Consider the following 18,051-nt stretch of genomic DNA (forward strand, 5'->3'; position numbering starts at 1 on the left):
CGCCGCACGGCAATCGCGCGCGCCACCTCTGGTTCGTGCGAGCGGCGTGCGCCGTGCGCGCGGCGTCAGCCGTTAAAGCCCCGGCCCTGGGCCGCGAGTTCGGCAATGCTCGGCGCGAGTTGCCACGCGTCGCCATTCGGCTGCGATGCGTAGCGGCGAATCGCGCGCTCGACGTTGTAGAGGCCGACAGTGTCCGCGTACAGCATCGGGCCGCCGCGATAGACCGGAAAGCCGTAGCCGGTCAGATAGACCATGTCGATGTCCGACGCTTTCGACGCAATTCCTTCTTCCAGAATCTTCGCGCCTTCATTCACGAGCGCGAACACGAGACGCTCGACGATTTCGTCGTCGCCGATTGTGCGGCGCCTCGTGCCGGTTTTCTCAGAGTGAGCGACGATCATCTCGTCGACCAGTTTCGACGGATACGCGGTACGGTCGCCCGCCTTGTAGTCGTACCAGCCCGCGCCGGTCTTCTGGCCGAAGCGCCCCGTCTCGCACAGACGGTCTGCAATCTTCGAGTAATGCATCTCCGGATATTCCTGATAGCGGCGCTTGCGTATCGCCCAGCCGATGTCGTTGCCGGCCAGATCGCTCATGCGGAACGGGCCCATCGCGAAGCCGAACTTTTCGATTGCGCGATCGACTTGCGCGGGCAATGCACCCTCTTCCAGCATGAAGAGCGCCTGGCGAATGTACTGCTCGATCATCCGGTTGCCGATAAAGCCGTCGCATACGCCCGACACCACCGCGGTCTTTTTGATCTTCTTCGCGAGCTTCATGACGGTGGCGAGCACGTCTTTCGCAGTCTCCTTGCCGCGCACGACTTCGAGCAGCTTCATCACGTTGGCCGGGCTGAAGAAGTGCATGCCGACCACGTCTTGCGGACGCTTCGTGAAGGCGGCGATCTTGTCCACATCGAGTGTCGACGTGTTCGATGCGAGGATTGCACCGGATTTCGCGACTTCGTCGAGACGCTTGAACACCTGCTCCTTGACGCCGAGTTCCTCGAACACCGCTTCAACGATGAGGTCGGCGTTCTTCAGGTCGTCGTAGGAAAGCGTGGGCACGATCAGCGCCATGCGTTCTTCTAGTGCTTCGGGCTTGAGCTTGCCCTTCTTCACGCTCGCTTCGTAGTTCTTGCGGATCGTGGCGAGGCCGCGGTCGAGCGCTTCCTGTTTCGTTTCGAGCAGCGTGACCGGAATGCCCGCGTTGATGAAGTTCATCGCGATCCCACCGCCCATCGTGCCCGCGCCGATCACGGCGACCTGGCGAATCTCGCGCACCGGCGTATCGGCGGGCACGTCGGGAATCTTGCTCGCCGCGCGTTCGCCGAAGAACGCGTGACGCAGCGCGCGGCTCTCGGGCGTTTGCACGAGCGCGACAAAACATTCTCGCTCGAACGCGAGGCCCTTGTCGAAGCCGTTTTTCACGCCGGCTTCGACTGCGTCGATGCATTTCAGCGGCGCGGGGAAATTCTTCGCGACGGTGGCGACGCTATTGCGCGCGAACTGAATGAAACCCTCGGCATTCGGATGCTCGATCTTGCGCTCGCGCACCTTTGGATGCGGGCCTTCTTTTGCGCCGACCTTGCGAGCGAACGCGAGCGCCGCTTCGGCGAGATCGCCTTCTGCCAGTTCGTCGAAGAGGCCCGAGCCGGACAGTTTCTCCGACATAACAGGCGCGCCCGAAACGATCATGTTGAGCGCGGCTTCAAGGCCGATTGCACGCGGCAGCCGCTGGGTGCCGCCCGCGCCCGGCAGAATCCCGAGCTTCACTTCCGGCAACGCGATCTGCGCGCCAGGCGTGGCGATGCGATAGTGAGCGCCGAGCGCGAGTTCGAGGCCGCCGCCCATCGCAACGCTGTGAATGGCCGCGACCACCGGCTTCGCGCTGCTTTCCACGGTCTTGATGACGGTGGCGAGCGTCGGCTCCTGGGTGGCTTTCGGCGTATTGAATTCGGTGATGTCGGCGCCGCCCGAAAAGGCCTTGCCCGCGCCCGTCAGCACGATGGCCTTGATGGCCGGATCCTTCTGCGCGCGCTCGATGCCTTCCACGATCCCTGCCCGCGTCGACAGCCCGAGGCCGTTGACGGGAGGATTGTTCAGCGTGATGACGGCCACGCCGTCATGGGTTGTGTAGTCCACTGCCATCTGCCTGCCTCCGTGCGATGCATCGCATCCATGAGATAAGGCGGCGCAGCGCGCGCCGCCCGTCCGGTTCGCCGAGCCGGCGTATCGTCCGACTCACGTGCTCCAACCTTCGTCTCCAGCTTCAGGTCGGCCGTTCCGGTGTCAGCAGGCAGAATACACAAAAAAGCACGCTCGTTCAATTTATCGTCAGGCGGGGTTTCCCCTGGCAAGCGGGCAGTCTCCTTCGTGCATCCGGTCTTCGAGCGCCGACGGCAGAACATGATCGCGGAAGATTTCCCGCAGCTTCAGTTTTTGCAGCTTGCCGGTGGCCGTATGCGGCAGTTCGTCGACGAACACGACGTCGTCGGGGATCCACCATCGGGCGACCTTGCCGTTGTAGAACGCGAGCAGTTCTTCGCGCGTTACGTCGAGGCCCGCGCGTTTGACCACGACCAGCAGCGGGCGCTCCGTCCACTTCGGATGCGCACAAGCAATGCACGCGGCCTCGGCCACCGCCGGATGCGCAATCGCAACGTTCTCGACGTCGATCGAACTGATCCACTCGCCGCCGGACTTGATCACGTCTTTCGAGCGGTCCGTGATCTGCAGGAAACCGTCGCCGTCGATAGTCGCAACGTCGCCGGTCGGGAACCAGCCGTCCACGAGCGGCGAGTCGTCCTTGCGGAAATACCGGTCGATCACCCAGGGTCCACGCACATACAGATCGCCGAACGCGACGCCGTCCCACGGCAACTCCTTACCATTTTCGCCGACGATCTTCATATCGACGCCGTAAAGCGCATGTCCCTGTTTTTCGAGCGACTTGCGCTGCTCGGCCAGGGGTCGCTGCGATTGCTCCCAGGTCAGCTTCGACAGCGTGCCGAGCGGCGACATTTCGGTCATGCCCCACGCGTGAATCACCTGCACGCCGTAATCGTCCTCGAACGTGCGCAGCATTGCGGGCGGACACGCGGAGCCGCCGATCACCGTGCGCTCCAGCGACGAAAAGCGCACGCCGGCATCGCGCAAATAGTTGAGCAAGCCGAGCCAGACCGTCGGCACGCCGGCCGAATACGTGACGCGTTCGCGTTCCATCAGTTCGAACAGCGATTTGCCGTCGAGGTCCTTGCCGGGGAACACGAGCTTTGCTCCGGTGAGCGGCGCGGCGTGCGGAATGCCCCACGCGTTGACATGAAACATCGGCACGACGGGCAGCACCGAATCGCGCGCGGACAAGCTCATTGCGTCCGGCAAGGATGCGCCGAACGCATGCAGCACCGTCGAGCGATGCGAGTACAGCGCGCCTTTCGGATTGCCGGTAGTGCCCGACGTATAGCAGAGATACGACGCCTGACGTTCGTCGATGGGTGGCCATTCGAAGTCGCCGTCCTGCGCGTTCACGAGCGTCTCGTAGCTCAACGCCGGTGTTTGCATCGCCGGCAGATGCGCTTCGTCGGCGAGGGCGATCCAGCCGCGCACTTTTGGACATTGAGGCGCGAGCACATCGACGAGCGGCGCGAACGTGATATCGAACAGCACGTACGCATCGTCGGCATGATTGATGATGTACGCGATCTGATCCGGAAAGAGGCGCGGGTTGATCGTGTGACACACGGCGCCGAAGCCGGTGGTGCCGTAATAGGTTTCGAGATGCCGGTAGCCGTTCCACGCGAGCGTCGCGACACGCTCGCCGGAGCGAACGCCGAGCGCAATCAGCGCCTGCGCGAGCTGCTTCGCGCGCTGTTCGCAATCGCGATACGTGTAGCGATGAACGTCGCCTTCGATACGCCGCGACACGATCTCGGTGCTGCCGAAATGCCGTGCGGCATGCGCGAGCAGCGATGACACGGTGAGCGGCACATCCATCATCTGGCCAAGCAGCGGCGTCGTCATCGTCATAAAGAATCGTCTCCTGGCCTTTTGCTTTTTAGGGGTGCGGATCCGGAAGCGCCGTTCGCCATAAACCCGTGCGGCAGTGAAATTGCTGGAGCAATCGACAGGCGAGTCGACGCATCCGCCCCGCACAGCGACGTTGACGCCAACTGCCGGCCCACCAGCAGCGCCGCGGGTGCGGACTTACAATATCGGTTAATAGTGAGGCGCTCAACATGTCGTTTTCCCCAAGCATTGCAGGCCTGTCCGGGCCTTTGGCGGCACTTTCCGAAACTCTTGTCACCTCGCCTGAAAGCGCGTTTGCGCGGCTTGGCAGCACGTTTGTCACGCGTTTGCCGGCCACGCCGTTGAGCGCACCGTATCTCGTCGGGTTTTCCTCCGAGACAGCCGCGCTGCTCGGTTTGGAGCCGGGACTCGAAAAAGATCCGGCATTCGCCGAACTGTTTTCGGGCAATGCCACGCGCGAGTGGCCGGGAGAGGCGCTGCCTTATGCATCCGTGTATTCGGGGCATCAGTTCGGCGTGTGGGCGGGCCAGTTGGGCGATGGCCGCGCGCTCGGACTCGGCGAAGTCGAACACGAGGGCAAACGTTTCGAATTGCAACTGAAAGGCGCTGGACGCACGCCCTATTCGCGCATGGGCGACGGCCGCGCGGTGCTGCGCTCGTCGATTCGCGAATTCCTGTGTTCCGAGGCGATGCATCACCTCGGCATTCCGACCACGCGCGCGTTGTGCGTGATCGGCTCCGACCAGCCGGTGCGGCGCGAGGAGATCGAAACCGCCGCCGTCGTCACGCGCGTCGCGCCGAGCTTCGTGCGCTTCGGCCACTTCGAGCACTTTTATTCGAACGATCGCACCGACGCGCTGCGCGCGCTAGCGGATCATGTGATCGAGCGTTTCTATCCGCATTGCCGCGAAGCCGACGATCCCTACCTCGCGTTGCTGAACGAAGCGGTGTTGTCGACGGCGGATCTGATGGTCGAATGGCAGGCCGTCGGTTTCTGCCACGGCGTGATGAACACCGACAACATGTCGATCCTCGGCCTCACCATCGACTATGGTCCGTTCGGTTTCATGGACGGCTTCGACGCCGGCTACATCTGCAATCACTCCGATTCGCAGGGCCGTTATGCGTACCGGATGCAGCCGCAGATCGCGTACTGGAATCTCTTTTGTCTCGCGCAAGGACTGCTGCCGCTCTTCGGCGAACGCTACGAGGACAGCGTGCGCAACGACAAGGCCATTGAGGATGCGCAGCGCGTACTCGGCGGCTTCAAGGACCGCTTTGGCCCGGCGCTCGAGCGGCGCATGGCGGCGAAGCTCGGGCTGGAAACCGAGCGCGAGGGCGACGCGCCCTTGGTCAACCGTCTGTTCGACGTGATGCACGCGAACCGCGCGGATTTCACGCTGACCTTCCGCAACCTCGCCCGCATGTCGAAACGCGACGCGAGCGGCGATGCGCCGGTGCGCGATCTGTTCCTTGACCGCGCCGCGTTCGACGCCTGGGCGAACGAGTATCGCACGCGCTTGTCCCATGAAACACGCGACGATGCGGCGCGCGCCGTTGCAATGAACCGGGTGAACCCCAAATTCATACTTCGCAATCATCTGGCGGAAACGGCAATCCGCCGCGCGAAAGAGAAGGATTTTTCCGAACTGGAGCGTCTGGCCGTCGTGCTGCGCCATCCGTTCGACGAACAGCCCGAGCACGAAGCGTATGCCGGGTTGCCGCCCGACTGGGCAAGCTCGCTGGAAGTCAGCTGCTCGTCGTGACGCGCAAGCTGTGAGCCGCTCCCACTACAAGCCCGAGACAGGAACCGACCATGAACAACCCCGACGACCTCAAGCACGATGCCCCCGCGGTGCAGAAAGACGATGCCGAATGGCGCAAGCAGCTTTCCGACATCGAATATCAGGTGACGCGCCACGCCGCGACCGAGCGCCCGTTCACGGGCCGCTATCACGATCACTGGGACCGCGGCATCTATGATTGCGTCTGTTGCGGCACGCCGCTGTTCGAATCGGACACCAAGTTCGACGCCGGCTGCGGCTGGCCGAGCTACTTCAAGCCGATCAACGGCGAAGTGATCGCCGAGAAAACCGACCGCTCGCACGGCATGCTGCGCATCGAGGTGCAATGCAAGAACTGCGGCGCGCATCTCGGCCATGTGTTCGAGGACGGACCGGCGCCCACCGGTCTGCGCTACTGCATCAATTCGGCTGCGTTACAATTCGAGCCCAAGTAACGCAGCGCGGAGCCTGGCGTCGCGCCCGGTGCCTGGTGACCTGGCGAGTTGCGGTCGATATCGGCGGAAGTCAGGCATGCGTCGGCGCGGCAGCAGGCTCGAAGCAACTGGCAGCAACTCGTGGCAGCGTGTCGCAGGCACAGGCAAGCGCCTTGAAGCAGGCAGAAGCCTCTTGCAGACGCGCGTGACAGCGTGACAGCAACCTGCAACATCGGCTGCTGAACCGTCGTTCGGCGCGGCTATCCCGTCAGATAGGGACGCCCATTCCGCGTGCGCTGCGAAGGCAAGCAGGTCGCGTCGCCGGGCTCCGCGGCCAGTTCTGCTGCCTGCCGCGGGGTGCCTGGGTGCTTCACGCCGCGCACTTGTTCCTCTGACCCACTCTCCGACTTCCCGTCCAGATACATGAAATTCCTGTTCGATCTGTTCCCGATCATCCTGTTCTTCGTCGCCTTCAAGGTGTGGGGCATCTTTACGGCGACGGCAGTGGCGATCGTCGCCACGCTGGTGCAGATCGCGTGGGTGGCCTTTCGCCACCGCAAAGTCGACCCGATGCTGTGGGTGAGCCTCGGCGTCGTCACCGTGTTCGGCGGCGCGACGCTCGTGCTGCACAACGACACCTTCATCAAATGGAAGCCGACCGTTTTGTACTGGGCGTTTTCGGTGGTGCTGATCGTGTCGCAACTGGCCTTCAACAAGAACCTGATCGAAGCGATGATGGGCAAGCAGATCACGCTGCCGCACGCGATCTGGGGCAAGCTGAGCGTGATCTGGGCAATTTTTTTCGTGCTGCTCGGGCTGCTCAATCTGTTCGTCGCGTACAACTACACGACCGACCAGTGGGTCAATTTCAAACTGTTCGGCGCGACAGGCTGTCTGGTGGTGTTCATCGTCGGACAGAGCTTGTGGCTATCGAAGTACATGAAGGAGGAATGACATGAGCGATATGTTCATGCACGCCACCACCGCCGAGCGCGCCGCGCTGATCGAAGCGCGCCTCACCGCCGCGCTTGCACCCATCACGTCGATCCAGATCACCGACGACAGCGCGCAGCACGCCGGCCACGCCGGAGCGTCCGCCGGCGGTCATTTCAGCGTCACGATCGTGGCTGCTGCATTCGCCGGCAAGCCCCGCGTGGCGCGGCATCGCATGGTGTATGATGCGCTGGCCGATGCCATGCAGCGCGGCATTCATGCCCTTGCAATCACGGCTTACACGCCCGAAGAATTCGCTTTGTTGCCCCGCTAGGAAAACTTCCGATGACCTTGAAGAAAACCCGCCTTTGGGTATTGCTGGCTGCGTTTGCGGCCGCACCTGCATTCGCACAGAACATCGCCGTGGTAAACGGCACGCCGATTCCAAAAGCACGCGCCGACGCGCTGATCGACCAACTGGTTCATCAAGGCCAGCAAAATACGCCGCAACTGCAAATGGCCGTGCGCGAAGAGCTCGTGAATCGCGAGATTCTGATGCAGGAAGCGCTGCGCCGCGGCCTGCCGAATCGTCCGGACATCAAGGCGCAAATTGCCGTCGCTCAGCAAACGGTCGTGCTGCGCGCGCTGATCGAAGATTTCGTGAAGAAGAATGCGCCGAGCGATGCTGAAGTCACCGCTCGCTACAACGCGCTGATCAAGGACGCGGGCGGCAAGGAATATCACCTGCACCACATCCTCGTGGACAACGAGCAGCAGGCAAAGGACCTGATCGCGAAGATCAAGGGCGGCGCAAGCTTCGAGGAGCTGGCCAAGCAATTCTCGAAGGACCCGGGATCGGGCAAGAACGGCGGCGATCTGGACTGGTCGGACCCGAAGGCTTACGTGCCTGAATTCGCGGACGCGGCCACGCATCTGCAGAAGGGCCAGATGTCGGACACGCCGGTGCATACGCAATTCGGCTGGCACATCATTCGTGTCGACGACGTGCGCAGCATCACCCCGCCGCCGCTCGAACAGGTGCGCCCGCAGATCGTGCAGCAGATCCAGCAGGAAAAGCTGCAGGCATTCGAAGAAGGTTTGCGGAAGAACGCGAAGATTCAGTAAGCGGCAATTCGCGATCTTCGATCTGGTTCACGGAGCCCCGTTCAGTTCATGACTGAACGGGGCTTTTTTGATGACGCGCAGCGCGCCGGCGAGAGGGCCATGCGCCGGATGCAGCGCCGGTATGCGCATGCCGTTAGAAAAGCGTCGACGGTCTCAGTTGTCTACGGGGACGTCTACGGGGACCGCCACGGGTGGGCCTGGCTGGCAGGACCCCCCCGCTGCTCCACTATGCCGTCAACCGAGCCAGCGCCGTGCGTTCTGGAACACGCGCATCCACGGACTCGCGTCCGTGCCGCCCTCGCCCCAGCCTTCCGGATGCCAGCTCATCTGCACCGCGCGATGCACGCGCTCGGTGTGCGGCATCAGCACGGTAAAGCGGCCATCCGCCGTCGTGACGGACGTGATGCCGTCCGGCGATCCGTTCGGGTTGAACGGATACTGTTCGGTCGCCTGACCACGGTGATCGACATAACGCATCGCCACCGCCACCTTCGACGCATCGCCCTGTTGCGAGAAGTCCGCATAACCTTCGCCGTGCGCGACCGCGACCGGAATGCGCGAGCCTTCCATGCCGGCGAAGAAAATCGACGGCGATGCCTCGACCTGCACCAGCGAGAAACGCGCCTCGAATTTCTCCGACTTGTTGCGGGTGAATTTCGGCCAGGCTTCGGCGCCGGGAATCATCGACGCGAGGCTGCTCATCATCTGGCAGCCGTTGCAGATGCCGAGGGCGAACGTGTCCGCGCGGCCGAAGAACGCTGCGAACATGTCGGCCAGTTGCGGGTTGAAGCGGATTGCCTTCGCCCAGCCTTCGCCGGCGCCGAGGGTATCGCCGTACGAGAACCCGCCGCATGCAACCGCGCCCGCGAAATCCGCCAGATCGGCGCGGCCGGCGAGCAGATCGCTCATATGCACGTCATGCGCGTCAAAACCCGCCCGGTCGAACGCATAGGCCGTTTCCAGGTGCGAGTTCACCCCCTGTTCGCGCAGAATCGCCACACGCGGACGCGCGCTTTTGCCGACGTACGGCGCCGCGACGTCTTCTGCCGGATCGAAAGTCAGCACCGGCGTAATGCCCGGATCGGCGGCATCCTGCAGCGCGTCGTATTCTGCGTCGGCGCAGGCCGGGTTGTCGCGCAGACGCGAAATGCGCCAGCTCACCTCGCTCCACGTGCGATGCAGTTCGGCGCGCGGCGCCTCATAAACCTTCTTCGCGTCGCGATAAATTTCGATGGTGTCGCGATCGTTGATCTTGCCGATCACGTGCGAGCACGCCGACAGGCCATGTTCGCGCAACGCGGCCAGCACTGCGTCGCGGTCGGCCGCGCGCACCTGAACCACGGCGCCGAGTTCTTCGGTGAAGAGCGCGCGGATCGTGCGATCCTCGCGGCGGCCGCTCGTTTGCTTCGCCCAGTCTTTCGCGTCGCCGTAATCAGACTCGTGATGCGGATCGAGCACCAGCATGTCGACATTCAACGACACGCCGACGTGACCTGCGAACGCCATTTCACACACGGTTGCCCACAGGCCGCCGTCGGAGCGGTCATGGTAGGCGAGCAACTTGCCGTCCTGATTCAGCGACTGGATCGCGTTGAAGAACCGCTTCAGGTCTTCCGGATCATCCACGTCCGGCACCGTATCGCCGATCTGCTGCGTGACTTGCGCGAGGATACTGCCGCCCAGACGATGCTTGCCGCGGCCGAGGTCGATCGCGATCAGCACCGAGTCGCCCACGCCATCGGTTCCGCTTGCGCGGCGCAGTTGCGGCGTGAGATGACGGCGCACGTCTTCGACCGGCGCGAAAGCCGAGATGATCAGCGAGACCGGCGCAACGACTTCCTTCGCGACGCCGCGATCTTCCCACTTGGTGCGCATGGACAGCGAATCCTTGCCGACCGGAATGCTGATGCCGAGCGCCGGACACAACTCCATGCCGATCGCCTTAACCGTGTCGTAAAGCGCCGCGTCTTCGCCCGGCGAGCCGCACGCGGCCATCCAGTTCGCCGACAGCTTGAGCTTGTCGAGCGATGCAATCGGCGCCGCCGCGATGTTCGTGACGGCCTCGCCGACCGCCATGCGGCCCGACGCGGGCGCGTCGATAACGGCGAGCGGCGTGCGCTCGGCCATCGTCATTGCTTCGCCGCGAAAGCCCGCGTAGTCCATCGTCGTGATTGCGACGTCGGCGACCGGCACCTGCCACGGCCCGACCATCTGGTCGCGCGCCGTCGTGCCGCCCACCGAACGATCGCCGATCGTGATGAGGAACGACTTGCTCGCGACTGTCGGATGCCGCAGCACGCTCACCGCCACTTCGGACAGTGCAATACCGGTCACATCCACCGGCTGGGCTTTCGGCTCGACGCGCGTGACGTCGCGATGCATACGCGGCGCCTTGCCGAGCAGCACTTCCATCGGCATGTCGACCGGTTGATGCGCGTTGTCGTCCTTGAGTTCAGGGTCGATCAGTTTCAACTGACGCTCGGAGGTCGCAGTGCCGATCACCGCGAACGGGCAGCGCTCACGCTGACACATCGCCTTGAAAGCCGGCAAATCAGCGGGCGCAATGGCGAGCACGTAGCGCTCTTGCGCCTCGTTCGACCAGATTTCGCGCGGCGACAGGCCGCTCTCCTCCAGCTGGATCTTGCGCAGATCGAAGAGCGCGCCCTTGCCCGCGCCGTCGACCACTTCCGGAAACGCGTTCGACAAACCGCCCGCGCCCACGTCGTGAATGCTCAGAATCGGGTTCTTGTCGCCGAGCTGCCAGCACGCATTGATGACTTCCTGCGCACGCCGCTCGATTTCCGGGTTGCCGCGCTGCACCGAGTCGAAGTCGAGTTCGGCGGTATTCGTGCCGGTCGCCATCGAGCTCGCCGCGCCGCCGCCCATGCCGATGCGCATGCCCGGCCCGCCGATCTGGATCAGCAGCGAGCCTTCCGGCAGGTCGAGCTTATGCGTGTGCTGATCGGAAATATTGCCGATGCCGCCCGCGATCATGATCGGCTTGTGATAACCGCGCACCACGCCCGCCACATTCTGCTCGTAAGCGCGGAAATAGCCGCCCAGATTCGGCCGGCCGAATTCGTTGTTGAACGCGGCGCCGCCCAGCGGACCGTCGATCATGATTTGCAGCGGCGAAGCGATGCGGTCCGGGCGGCCATAAGCTTCGTGCTTGTGATCCGGATTGCGATGCGCGAGCGGCTCGGCGACGTCGCGCGCGTTTTCCCAGGCTTCGACGCCGTCGGGCAATTCGAGGTTCGACACGGTGAAGCCCGCGAGGCCCGCCTTCGGACGCGCGCCGCGACCGGTGGCGCCTTCGTCGCGGATTTCACCGCCCGCGCCAGTCGCGGCGCCCGGGAACGGCGAAATCGCGGTCGGGTGGTTGTGCGTCTCGACCTTCATCAACGTGTGCGTGAGTTCAACGCTGCGGCGGTAATGTTCCGGCAGTTCGCTCTCGCCCAATTGCGCGGGCGTGCGCGGGAACCAGCGCTCCGCCGTGCCGCCCGCCATGATCGCCGAGTTGTCCGAATACGCCACGATCGTGCCTTGCGGGTTGAGCTTCTCGGTATTGCGGATCATGTTGAAGAGCGAAATGTCCTGCTTCTCGCCGTCGATGGTCCAGTCCGCGTTGAAGATCTTGTGGCGGCAGTGCTCGCTGTTGGCCTGCGCGAACATCATCAGTTCGACGTCGCTCGGGTTGCGGCCGAGTTTCGCGAATGCGTCGACGAGGTAGTCGATTTCATCGTCGGCGAGCGCGAGGCCCAGTTCCGTGTTCGCGGCTTCCAGCGCGCGACGGCCTTGGCCGAGCACGTCGACGGTTTGCAGCGGTTTCGCCGGCAGTTCGTCGAACAGATGCAGCGCATGATCGCGCGACGGCGCGACGCTTTCGGTCATGCGGTCGTGCAGCGCGGCCACGACGGCCTCGCGCGCTTCGTCGGAAAGTGCCTTCTTACCGCCGAGCAGCCCGCTTTTCAGCGTGACCGTGTACTCGACGCCGCGCTCGATCCGGCGCACCTGCGTGAGCCCGCACAGATGCGCGATATCCGTTGCCTTGCTGGCCCACGGCGACACGGTGCCGAAACGCGGCACCACGAGAAACGTTTCGGCCGCGCCGCGCTCTCTGGTTTCTTCGAGCGGATGGCCGTAGTGCATCAGCGCCTCGATCTTCGCGTTGTCTTCAGCGGAAAGCGGGGTTTGCGCATTGACGAAGTGCAGATATTGCCCGCGCACGGCCGTGATATTCGGGTCGATGCGCGTAAGCGTTTCGAGCAGGCGGGTTTGACGGAAATCGGAAAGGGCCGAAGCGCCGGGGATACACGAGAAGTGGGCCATAACCTTGACGTTGCGTCGCTCAATGATGCCGAAGAGTCGCGCGTGCTGGCGACATGAGGCGGAAAGGAAGTCCGGGATTATACCCCGGGAACGGGCTTCCAGCGGGCCGCGCCGTGGGCTCACGATGCGCTTTGCGCGCGCTGCGCAAGGCGCTCGGGCGTGTCGCGCGTCTGACCGCGCACGGGCTTTGGCTGCTATCATTCGCCCTTTCATCAGATCGGTGCGAGCAAGGCTTGCCTTGCCGCTGGCGCCATGTCGCGAGTCGTGTCCGGACCTGTTCCGCAAGTCACGTCTTCGCGCCCTGTCCGGCCGCGCCGCATGTCACGCCTCGCGGGGCTCGCACAGCAGCGTCCCGCCCGGCAAATCGAATCAGAACAATGGATGTCATCGTCATTGGCGGCGGGATTGCGGGCGTCGCCACCGCTTATCAGCTACGCGCGGCCGGCCACCGGGTATGCGTCGTCGAGCGCCACGCCACCGTCGCGCAAGGCGCGACCTATGGGCACGGCGGCACGGTTCTGCCAACGCCGCTCGACGTCTGGTTCGGGCCGACTTTCATGGCAAGCCGCCAGAACGCGAAAAACGGCGTGATCAGCAAGCCCGGTTTCAGCGGGCCGGCACGGCAGTTCGTGAAGAAGCTGGCCGCCTTGCAGGAGCCCGACGAGTTCGGTCACCAGTACGGGCTATTGCGTCCGCTCATCGAATTGTCGCGCGAGACAATGGCCGACATGGAAGCGCGCTTCGGGCTCGAGTTCGAACAGGCAAGCGGTCTGCTGTATCTCGTGCGTTCCGCGCAGGAATGGCAGCAGTTACAGCCCGCGCTCGGGCTGCTGGCGCGCTATGAAGTGCCGCATCATGTGCTGACCCCGGCCGAATGTGCGGCCTACGAACATTCGGTGCGCACTGAACCCGAATTCGCGGGCGGCGTGCTGTTCGATCATGAGCGCACGGCCAATTGCCCGCTCTTCGCCAAGCTGATCAAACAGACGCTCGATACGCAAGGCGGCGTGCAGTTCATGCTCGGCTGCAAGGTCTCCGCAGTCCGCCTCGACGGCCAGCGCGCCGCGGTGGAACTCGCTCCGCGGCCGGGTGCGACGTCCCGCGCGCGCGAAGTCGATGTGATCCACGCGGACGCGATCGTGGTCGCTGCCGGTCACGGCAGCCTCGCGCTGCTCGAACGCCTCGGCTTGCGCCTGCCGCTGCATCCGCTGCGCCTGCATACGCTGGTGGCGCCTATTGCACATGAGGAATGCGCGCCGCATGTTGCTATCGTCGACGCGATCAAGCGCATTGGGATCAGCCGGATGAATCACCGCTTGCGAATCGCGGGCGGCGCGGTGTTGCAGGCCGCCAACCAGATCGACAAGCCGCTCGGCGAGGCGGTGACGAAGGAAGCCCTCGCGCTGCTCGGCCAGGCGACGCATGACTGGATTCCGGGCGCGGCGCGCATCTCGGCGGCCTTGCCGTGGGAAGGCATCAAGCTGCTGTCGCCCGACGGTTTGCCTGTGGTCGGCAGTGCGCTGCATCCGCGTCTTTTCGTCAACGTGGGCCACGGGCCCGCAGGATGGGGCCTCGCGTGCGGAGCGGGCAAGCTGATTGCCGATCTGATCGCGGGCAACACGCCAGATCTGCCCGACGACACGCTTGCCGCGCTGCGGGCGGAACGGTTTAAGTAACGGCGCGTGCCGAATCGACGCATCGCGCCCGCATCGGCACTACCATAGCGATTCCAGCAGCTTTCGCACCTTGCACAAGGTGCCCGCCCGTCTCGCCATGACCGAAGCCGACCTCACGCCGCCGACGCTGATCCGCCCTCATCACCGCGCCCTCCCATTACTGACGCTGACGGACCTGCGGATCGCCGAATCGCAAGCCGCCGCGTCGCTGCCGGCACACACGCTGATGGACCGGGCCGGCAAGGCGGCCGCCAGTTTCCTGCTGGAACAGATCACGCGCGACACGTCGGTTGAAAAATCCAGGCAGCGCGTCTGGCTGATCGCCGGCCCCGGCAATAATGGCGGCGACGCGCTGATTCTGGCGGCGGAACTGCACAAGGCGGGCGTCGCCGTCGAGCTCTGCATGCCGGTCGAAGTGAAGCCGGACGACGCCCGCTGGGCACTCGACACGGCCCGCGCGGCCGGCGTTGCGATTACGACAGCGCTGCCCGCTTCGCTCGACGGATACACGTGGCTCGTCGACGGCATGTTCGGCATTGGCCTCGCGCGAAATTTGGACGGCGTGTTCGCTGCGGCCGCGCGTCAACTCTCGCAATGGACCAAGGCCCGGCCGCACACAGGCGGCGTGCTGGCGCTCGACGTCCCCAGCGGCCTCGATAGCGACACCGGTACGATCGCAGGCGACGGCGAGACGGCCGTGCGCGCGACGCACACCGTCACCTTCATCGCCGCCAAGCCGGGTCTCTTCACCGCGCAGGGCCGCGATCTCGCCGGTGCCGTGACGGTCGCGCCGATCGGCGTCGACAGCAGCGCGCGCACAGCCATTCAACTGAACGCGCCTGATCTGTTCGCCACATCCCTGCCGCCGCGCGACTTCGCGACCAATAAGGGGACCTTCGGCAGTCTCGCGGTGATCGGCGGCGACACCGGCATGTGCGGCGCGCCGATCCTCGCTGCGCGTGCGGCGCTCTACACGGGCGCGGGCAAGGTCCACGTCGCGTTGCTTGGTGCGGGCGCCCCGCCCTATGACCCGCCGCATCCCGAACTGATGCTGCATCCCGTCGACGATTTGCCGCTCGACAAGATGAATGCGCTCGCGGTGGGCTGCGGCATGGGGCACGGCGAGCGCGCCGCGCGCGTGTTGCACGACGTGCTGCGACTCGATGCGCCGAAGCTCTTCGACGCCGACGCACTCAATCTGATTTCGAAAGACCCGACGTTGGCCGCGGCCGTCACCGCGCGTGGTGTGCAAGGCGACCCATGCGTGCTTACCCCGCACCCGCTCGAAGCCGCCCGCCTGCTCGGCACCGACGCCGCCGGCGTGCAGCGCGACCGCCTCGGCGCCGCGCGTGCGCTCGCCGCGCGCTTCGCGAGCGTGGTGGTGCTGAAAGGCACCGGCACCGTGATCGCGGCGCCCGACGGCCGTCTCACGATCAACCCGACCGGCAATGCCGCGCTCGCCACCGGCGGCACTGGCGACGTGCTCGGCGGCATCATCGGCGCACTGCTTGCGCAACGCTTGCCCGGCTATGAGGCGGCGTTGGCGGGCGTCTACCTGCACGGCCTCGCCGCCGACACACTGAGCGCGCAAGGGCACGGCCCCGCCGGCTTGACGGCGGGCGAACTCGCGCCGATGGTGCGCAGCTTGTTGAACCGCATGTTTTATCCGTTGTCGCCCGCGTAATGCTGTATCCAGCGGATCGAATGGTATAGCGCGCATTGGCTGCTGGCGTTCCACACGGCCGGGATCAAAGCGCTGCCGCCTGTCACGCAAGGCCGTTATACTGGGGAACTACGTGAGAGCCGCGTTAGCAGCTGCGCTGACTCGTTGTGCTCGTCGGCTGCGTGCGCATTCGCCGCGCTCGCTGCACGCGCCGGATGACGGCGCCGCGCATGGGCATGAGTCCCTCGCGGATCGCCGCGAAATCGCCGGGCGTTCATCGCTGCACCGGTTTCGAAAATTTCACCGCGAACGCGGCCGCGCGGCCTCGCTCTAACAGCATCGTTGCATCATCCTCGGCGTCGCTTCGCGCGCGCCTTTCTTCGTGCCCTTGGTTAGACGGACGCTATGACCCAGAACTCGCTGCCCTCCTGGTCCTCGCTGCAAACGCATTACGAGCAGATTCGCGATGCACACCTGCGCGACTGGTTCGCCCCTCAGAACGACCCCGCCCCTACACGTGCCGAGCGCTTTGCGTTCGCGGGCGGGGGTCTTTCGGCCGACTTTTCGAAGAACCGCATCACTGACGAAACCCTGAAACTGCTCGTGCAACTCGCACGCGAAGCCGGCGTCGAAAAGCGCCGCGACGCGATGTTCGCGGGTGACGTCGTCAATCCCACCGAAGGCCGCGCCGCGCTGCACACCGCGCTGCGCGCGAGCAGCCCGAACGCGCCGTTCCATGCACAGGTGCAAGCTGAGCGCGCGAAGATGGCCGCGTTCGCCGACCAGGTGAGGAGCGGCGCGTGGACCGGCTATACGGGCAAGCGCATCCGCCACGTGGTGAACATCGGCATCGGCGGCTCGGATCTCGGGCCAAAGATGGTCGTGCACGCGCTGCATCATCTGGCCACGCCGGAGATCGCGACGCACTTCGTGTCGAACGTGGACGGCGCCGATCTCTACAACGTGATGCAGCAGATCGATCCGGAAGAAACGCTCGCGATCATTGTTTCGAAGACTTTCACGACGCTCGAAACCATGACCAATGCGCGCTCGCTGCGCGACTGGTTCACCGAAAAAGGCTGTCCGGAGGATGCGCTGGCGAAGCATTTCGTCGGCGTGTCCGCGAATCCTGCCGAAGTCGTCAAATTCGGCATCGCGAAAGAAAACGTGTTCGAGATGTGGGACTGGGTCGGCGGCCGCTATTCGCTGTGGTCGGCAGTTGGCCTGTCGATCATGATCGCGATAGGTCCCCAGCAGTTCGGTGAACTGCTCGCCGGCGCGAACGACATGGACGAACACTTCCGCACCGCGCCACTCGAAAAGAATCTGCCGGTGCTGCTCGGCATGATCGGCATCTGGTATCGCAACTTTTTCGGCTCGCAAAGCTATCTCGTCGCGCCTTACTCGGAAGCGTTGCACTTCCTGCCGGCATATCTGCAACAGCTGGAGATGGAGAGCAACGGCAAATCGGCGCGTCTTGACGGCGCAATGGTCGACTATCCGACCTCTGCGGTGACGTGGGGCGAACCGGGCACGAACGGTCAGCACGCGTTTTTCCAGATGCTGCATCAAGGCCCGACCATCGTGCCGATCGACTTCATTGCCGTGCTGACGCCCGAGCATCCGCTTGTCAACCATCATCCGAAGCTGCTCGCCAACTGCTTCGCACAAAGCGAAGCGCTGATGCTCGGCCGCACGCTCGAAGAAGCGAAAAAGGTCGCCGGTCCCGACAAGCCCGAGCTCGCTCCGCACCTGGTGTTCCCAGGCAACCGGCCGACCACCACGCTGCTAGTCGAAGCGCTCACCGCGCGTTCGCTCGGCGCATTGATCGCGTTGTACGAGCATAAGGTGCTCGTGCAGGCGTCGGTATGGAACATCAATCCGTTCGATCAATGGGGTGTCGAGTTGGGCAAGATTCTCGGCAAGGTGGTCGAGGTAGACCTCACTGCGGCGAGCGTCGACGAAAAGAAACACGATTCGTCGACGTCGGCGTTGATCGCGCGGGCGCGCGCGGCTTTGAAGCGTTGAAGGTGTGAGCCGGCCGCAGGTGGCCGGTAGGTTTAATGTGCTTTACGGTGG

General features: G+C 64.3%; 11 protein-coding genes. 8 read left to right on the forward strand and 3 right to left on the reverse strand.

The genetic code is table 11. From position 1 onward, the window contains the following. Positions 1–65 precede the first annotated feature (65 nt). Together F759_RS0104170 and F759_RS0104175 are read right to left on the reverse strand one after the other, a co-directional pair. Positions 66–2,150 carry a 3-hydroxyacyl-CoA dehydrogenase NAD-binding domain-containing protein gene (locus F759_RS0104170; RefSeq protein ID WP_027798746.1) on the reverse strand — a complete coding sequence of 695 codons (2,085 nt, stop codon included), beginning with the start codon at positions 2,148–2,150 and terminating at the stop codon, positions 66–68. Between the two features lie 186 nt (positions 2,151–2,336). Next, positions 2,337–4,022 carry a 3-(methylthio)propionyl-CoA ligase gene (locus F759_RS0104175; RefSeq protein ID WP_027798747.1) on the reverse strand — a complete coding sequence of 562 codons (1,686 nt, stop codon included), beginning with the start codon at positions 4,020–4,022 and terminating at the stop codon, positions 2,337–2,339. Between the two features lie 215 nt (positions 4,023–4,237). Here F759_RS0104175 and F759_RS0104180 point away from each other — a divergent pair, with 215 nt between their 5' ends. The 5 genes from F759_RS0104180 to F759_RS0104205 all read left to right on the forward strand — a co-directional run bounded on the left by F759_RS0104180 (position 4,238) and on the right by F759_RS0104205 (position 8,304). Next, entirely contained in the window at positions 4,238–5,794 is a 1,557-nt protein-coding gene (locus F759_RS0104180) for a protein adenylyltransferase SelO (protein ID WP_027798748.1), read from the forward strand. 50 nt (positions 5,795–5,844) lie between these two features. Beyond that, positions 5,845–6,267 (forward strand): peptide-methionine (R)-S-oxide reductase MsrB, encoded by a 423-nt coding sequence (gene msrB / locus F759_RS0104185; RefSeq protein WP_006048959.1) that lies wholly within the window; start codon positions 5,845–5,847, stop codon positions 6,265–6,267. Positions 6,268–6,669: 402 nt separating this feature from the next. Then, a complete protein-coding gene (locus F759_RS0104195) occupies positions 6,670–7,200 on the forward strand; it encodes a septation protein A (protein WP_027778365.1) in 531 nt (176 codons plus the stop codon). 1 nt (position 7,201) lies between these two features. Next, positions 7,202–7,513, forward strand: a complete 312-nt coding sequence (locus tag F759_RS0104200; protein ID WP_027798749.1) for a BolA family protein — start codon at positions 7,202–7,204, stop codon at positions 7,511–7,513. A gap of 11 nt (positions 7,514–7,524) precedes the next feature. Further along, positions 7,525–8,304, forward strand: coding sequence for a peptidylprolyl isomerase (locus F759_RS0104205; RefSeq protein WP_027798750.1), 780 nt, complete (start codon positions 7,525–7,527; stop codon positions 8,302–8,304). Positions 8,305–8,538: 234 nt separating this feature from the next. Here F759_RS0104205 and purL read toward each other — a convergent pair whose 3' ends face one another. Then, a complete protein-coding gene (gene purL / locus F759_RS0104215) occupies positions 8,539–12,633 on the reverse strand; it encodes a phosphoribosylformylglycinamidine synthase (protein WP_027798751.1) in 4,095 nt (1,364 codons plus the stop codon). A gap of 377 nt (positions 12,634–13,010) precedes the next feature. Between purL and F759_RS0104220 the strand changes: the two genes are divergently transcribed. The 3 genes from F759_RS0104220 (at position 13,011) to pgi (ending at position 18,000) form a co-directional block, all read left to right on the forward strand. Beyond that, the gene (locus F759_RS0104220) at positions 13,011–14,309 is read left to right on the forward strand and encodes an FAD-dependent oxidoreductase (RefSeq protein ID WP_027798752.1); all 1,299 of its coding nucleotides are present in this window, start codon (positions 13,011–13,013) and stop codon (positions 14,307–14,309) included. A gap of 97 nt (positions 14,310–14,406) precedes the next feature. Continuing rightward, positions 14,407–15,993: an NAD(P)H-hydrate dehydratase gene (locus tag F759_RS0104225; RefSeq protein WP_027798753.1), complete on the forward strand. Its 1,587-nt coding sequence runs from the start codon at positions 14,407–14,409 to the stop codon at positions 15,991–15,993. 384 nt (positions 15,994–16,377) lie between these two features. Then, the gene (gene pgi / locus F759_RS0104230) at positions 16,378–18,000 is read left to right on the forward strand and encodes a glucose-6-phosphate isomerase (RefSeq protein WP_027798754.1); all 1,623 of its coding nucleotides are present in this window, start codon (positions 16,378–16,380) and stop codon (positions 17,998–18,000) included. Positions 18,001–18,051: the final 51 nt, after the last annotated feature.

Source organism: Paraburkholderia dilworthii (genome assembly GCF_000472525.1).
Lineage (GTDB): Bacteria > Pseudomonadota > Gammaproteobacteria > Burkholderiales > Burkholderiaceae > Paraburkholderia > Paraburkholderia dilworthii.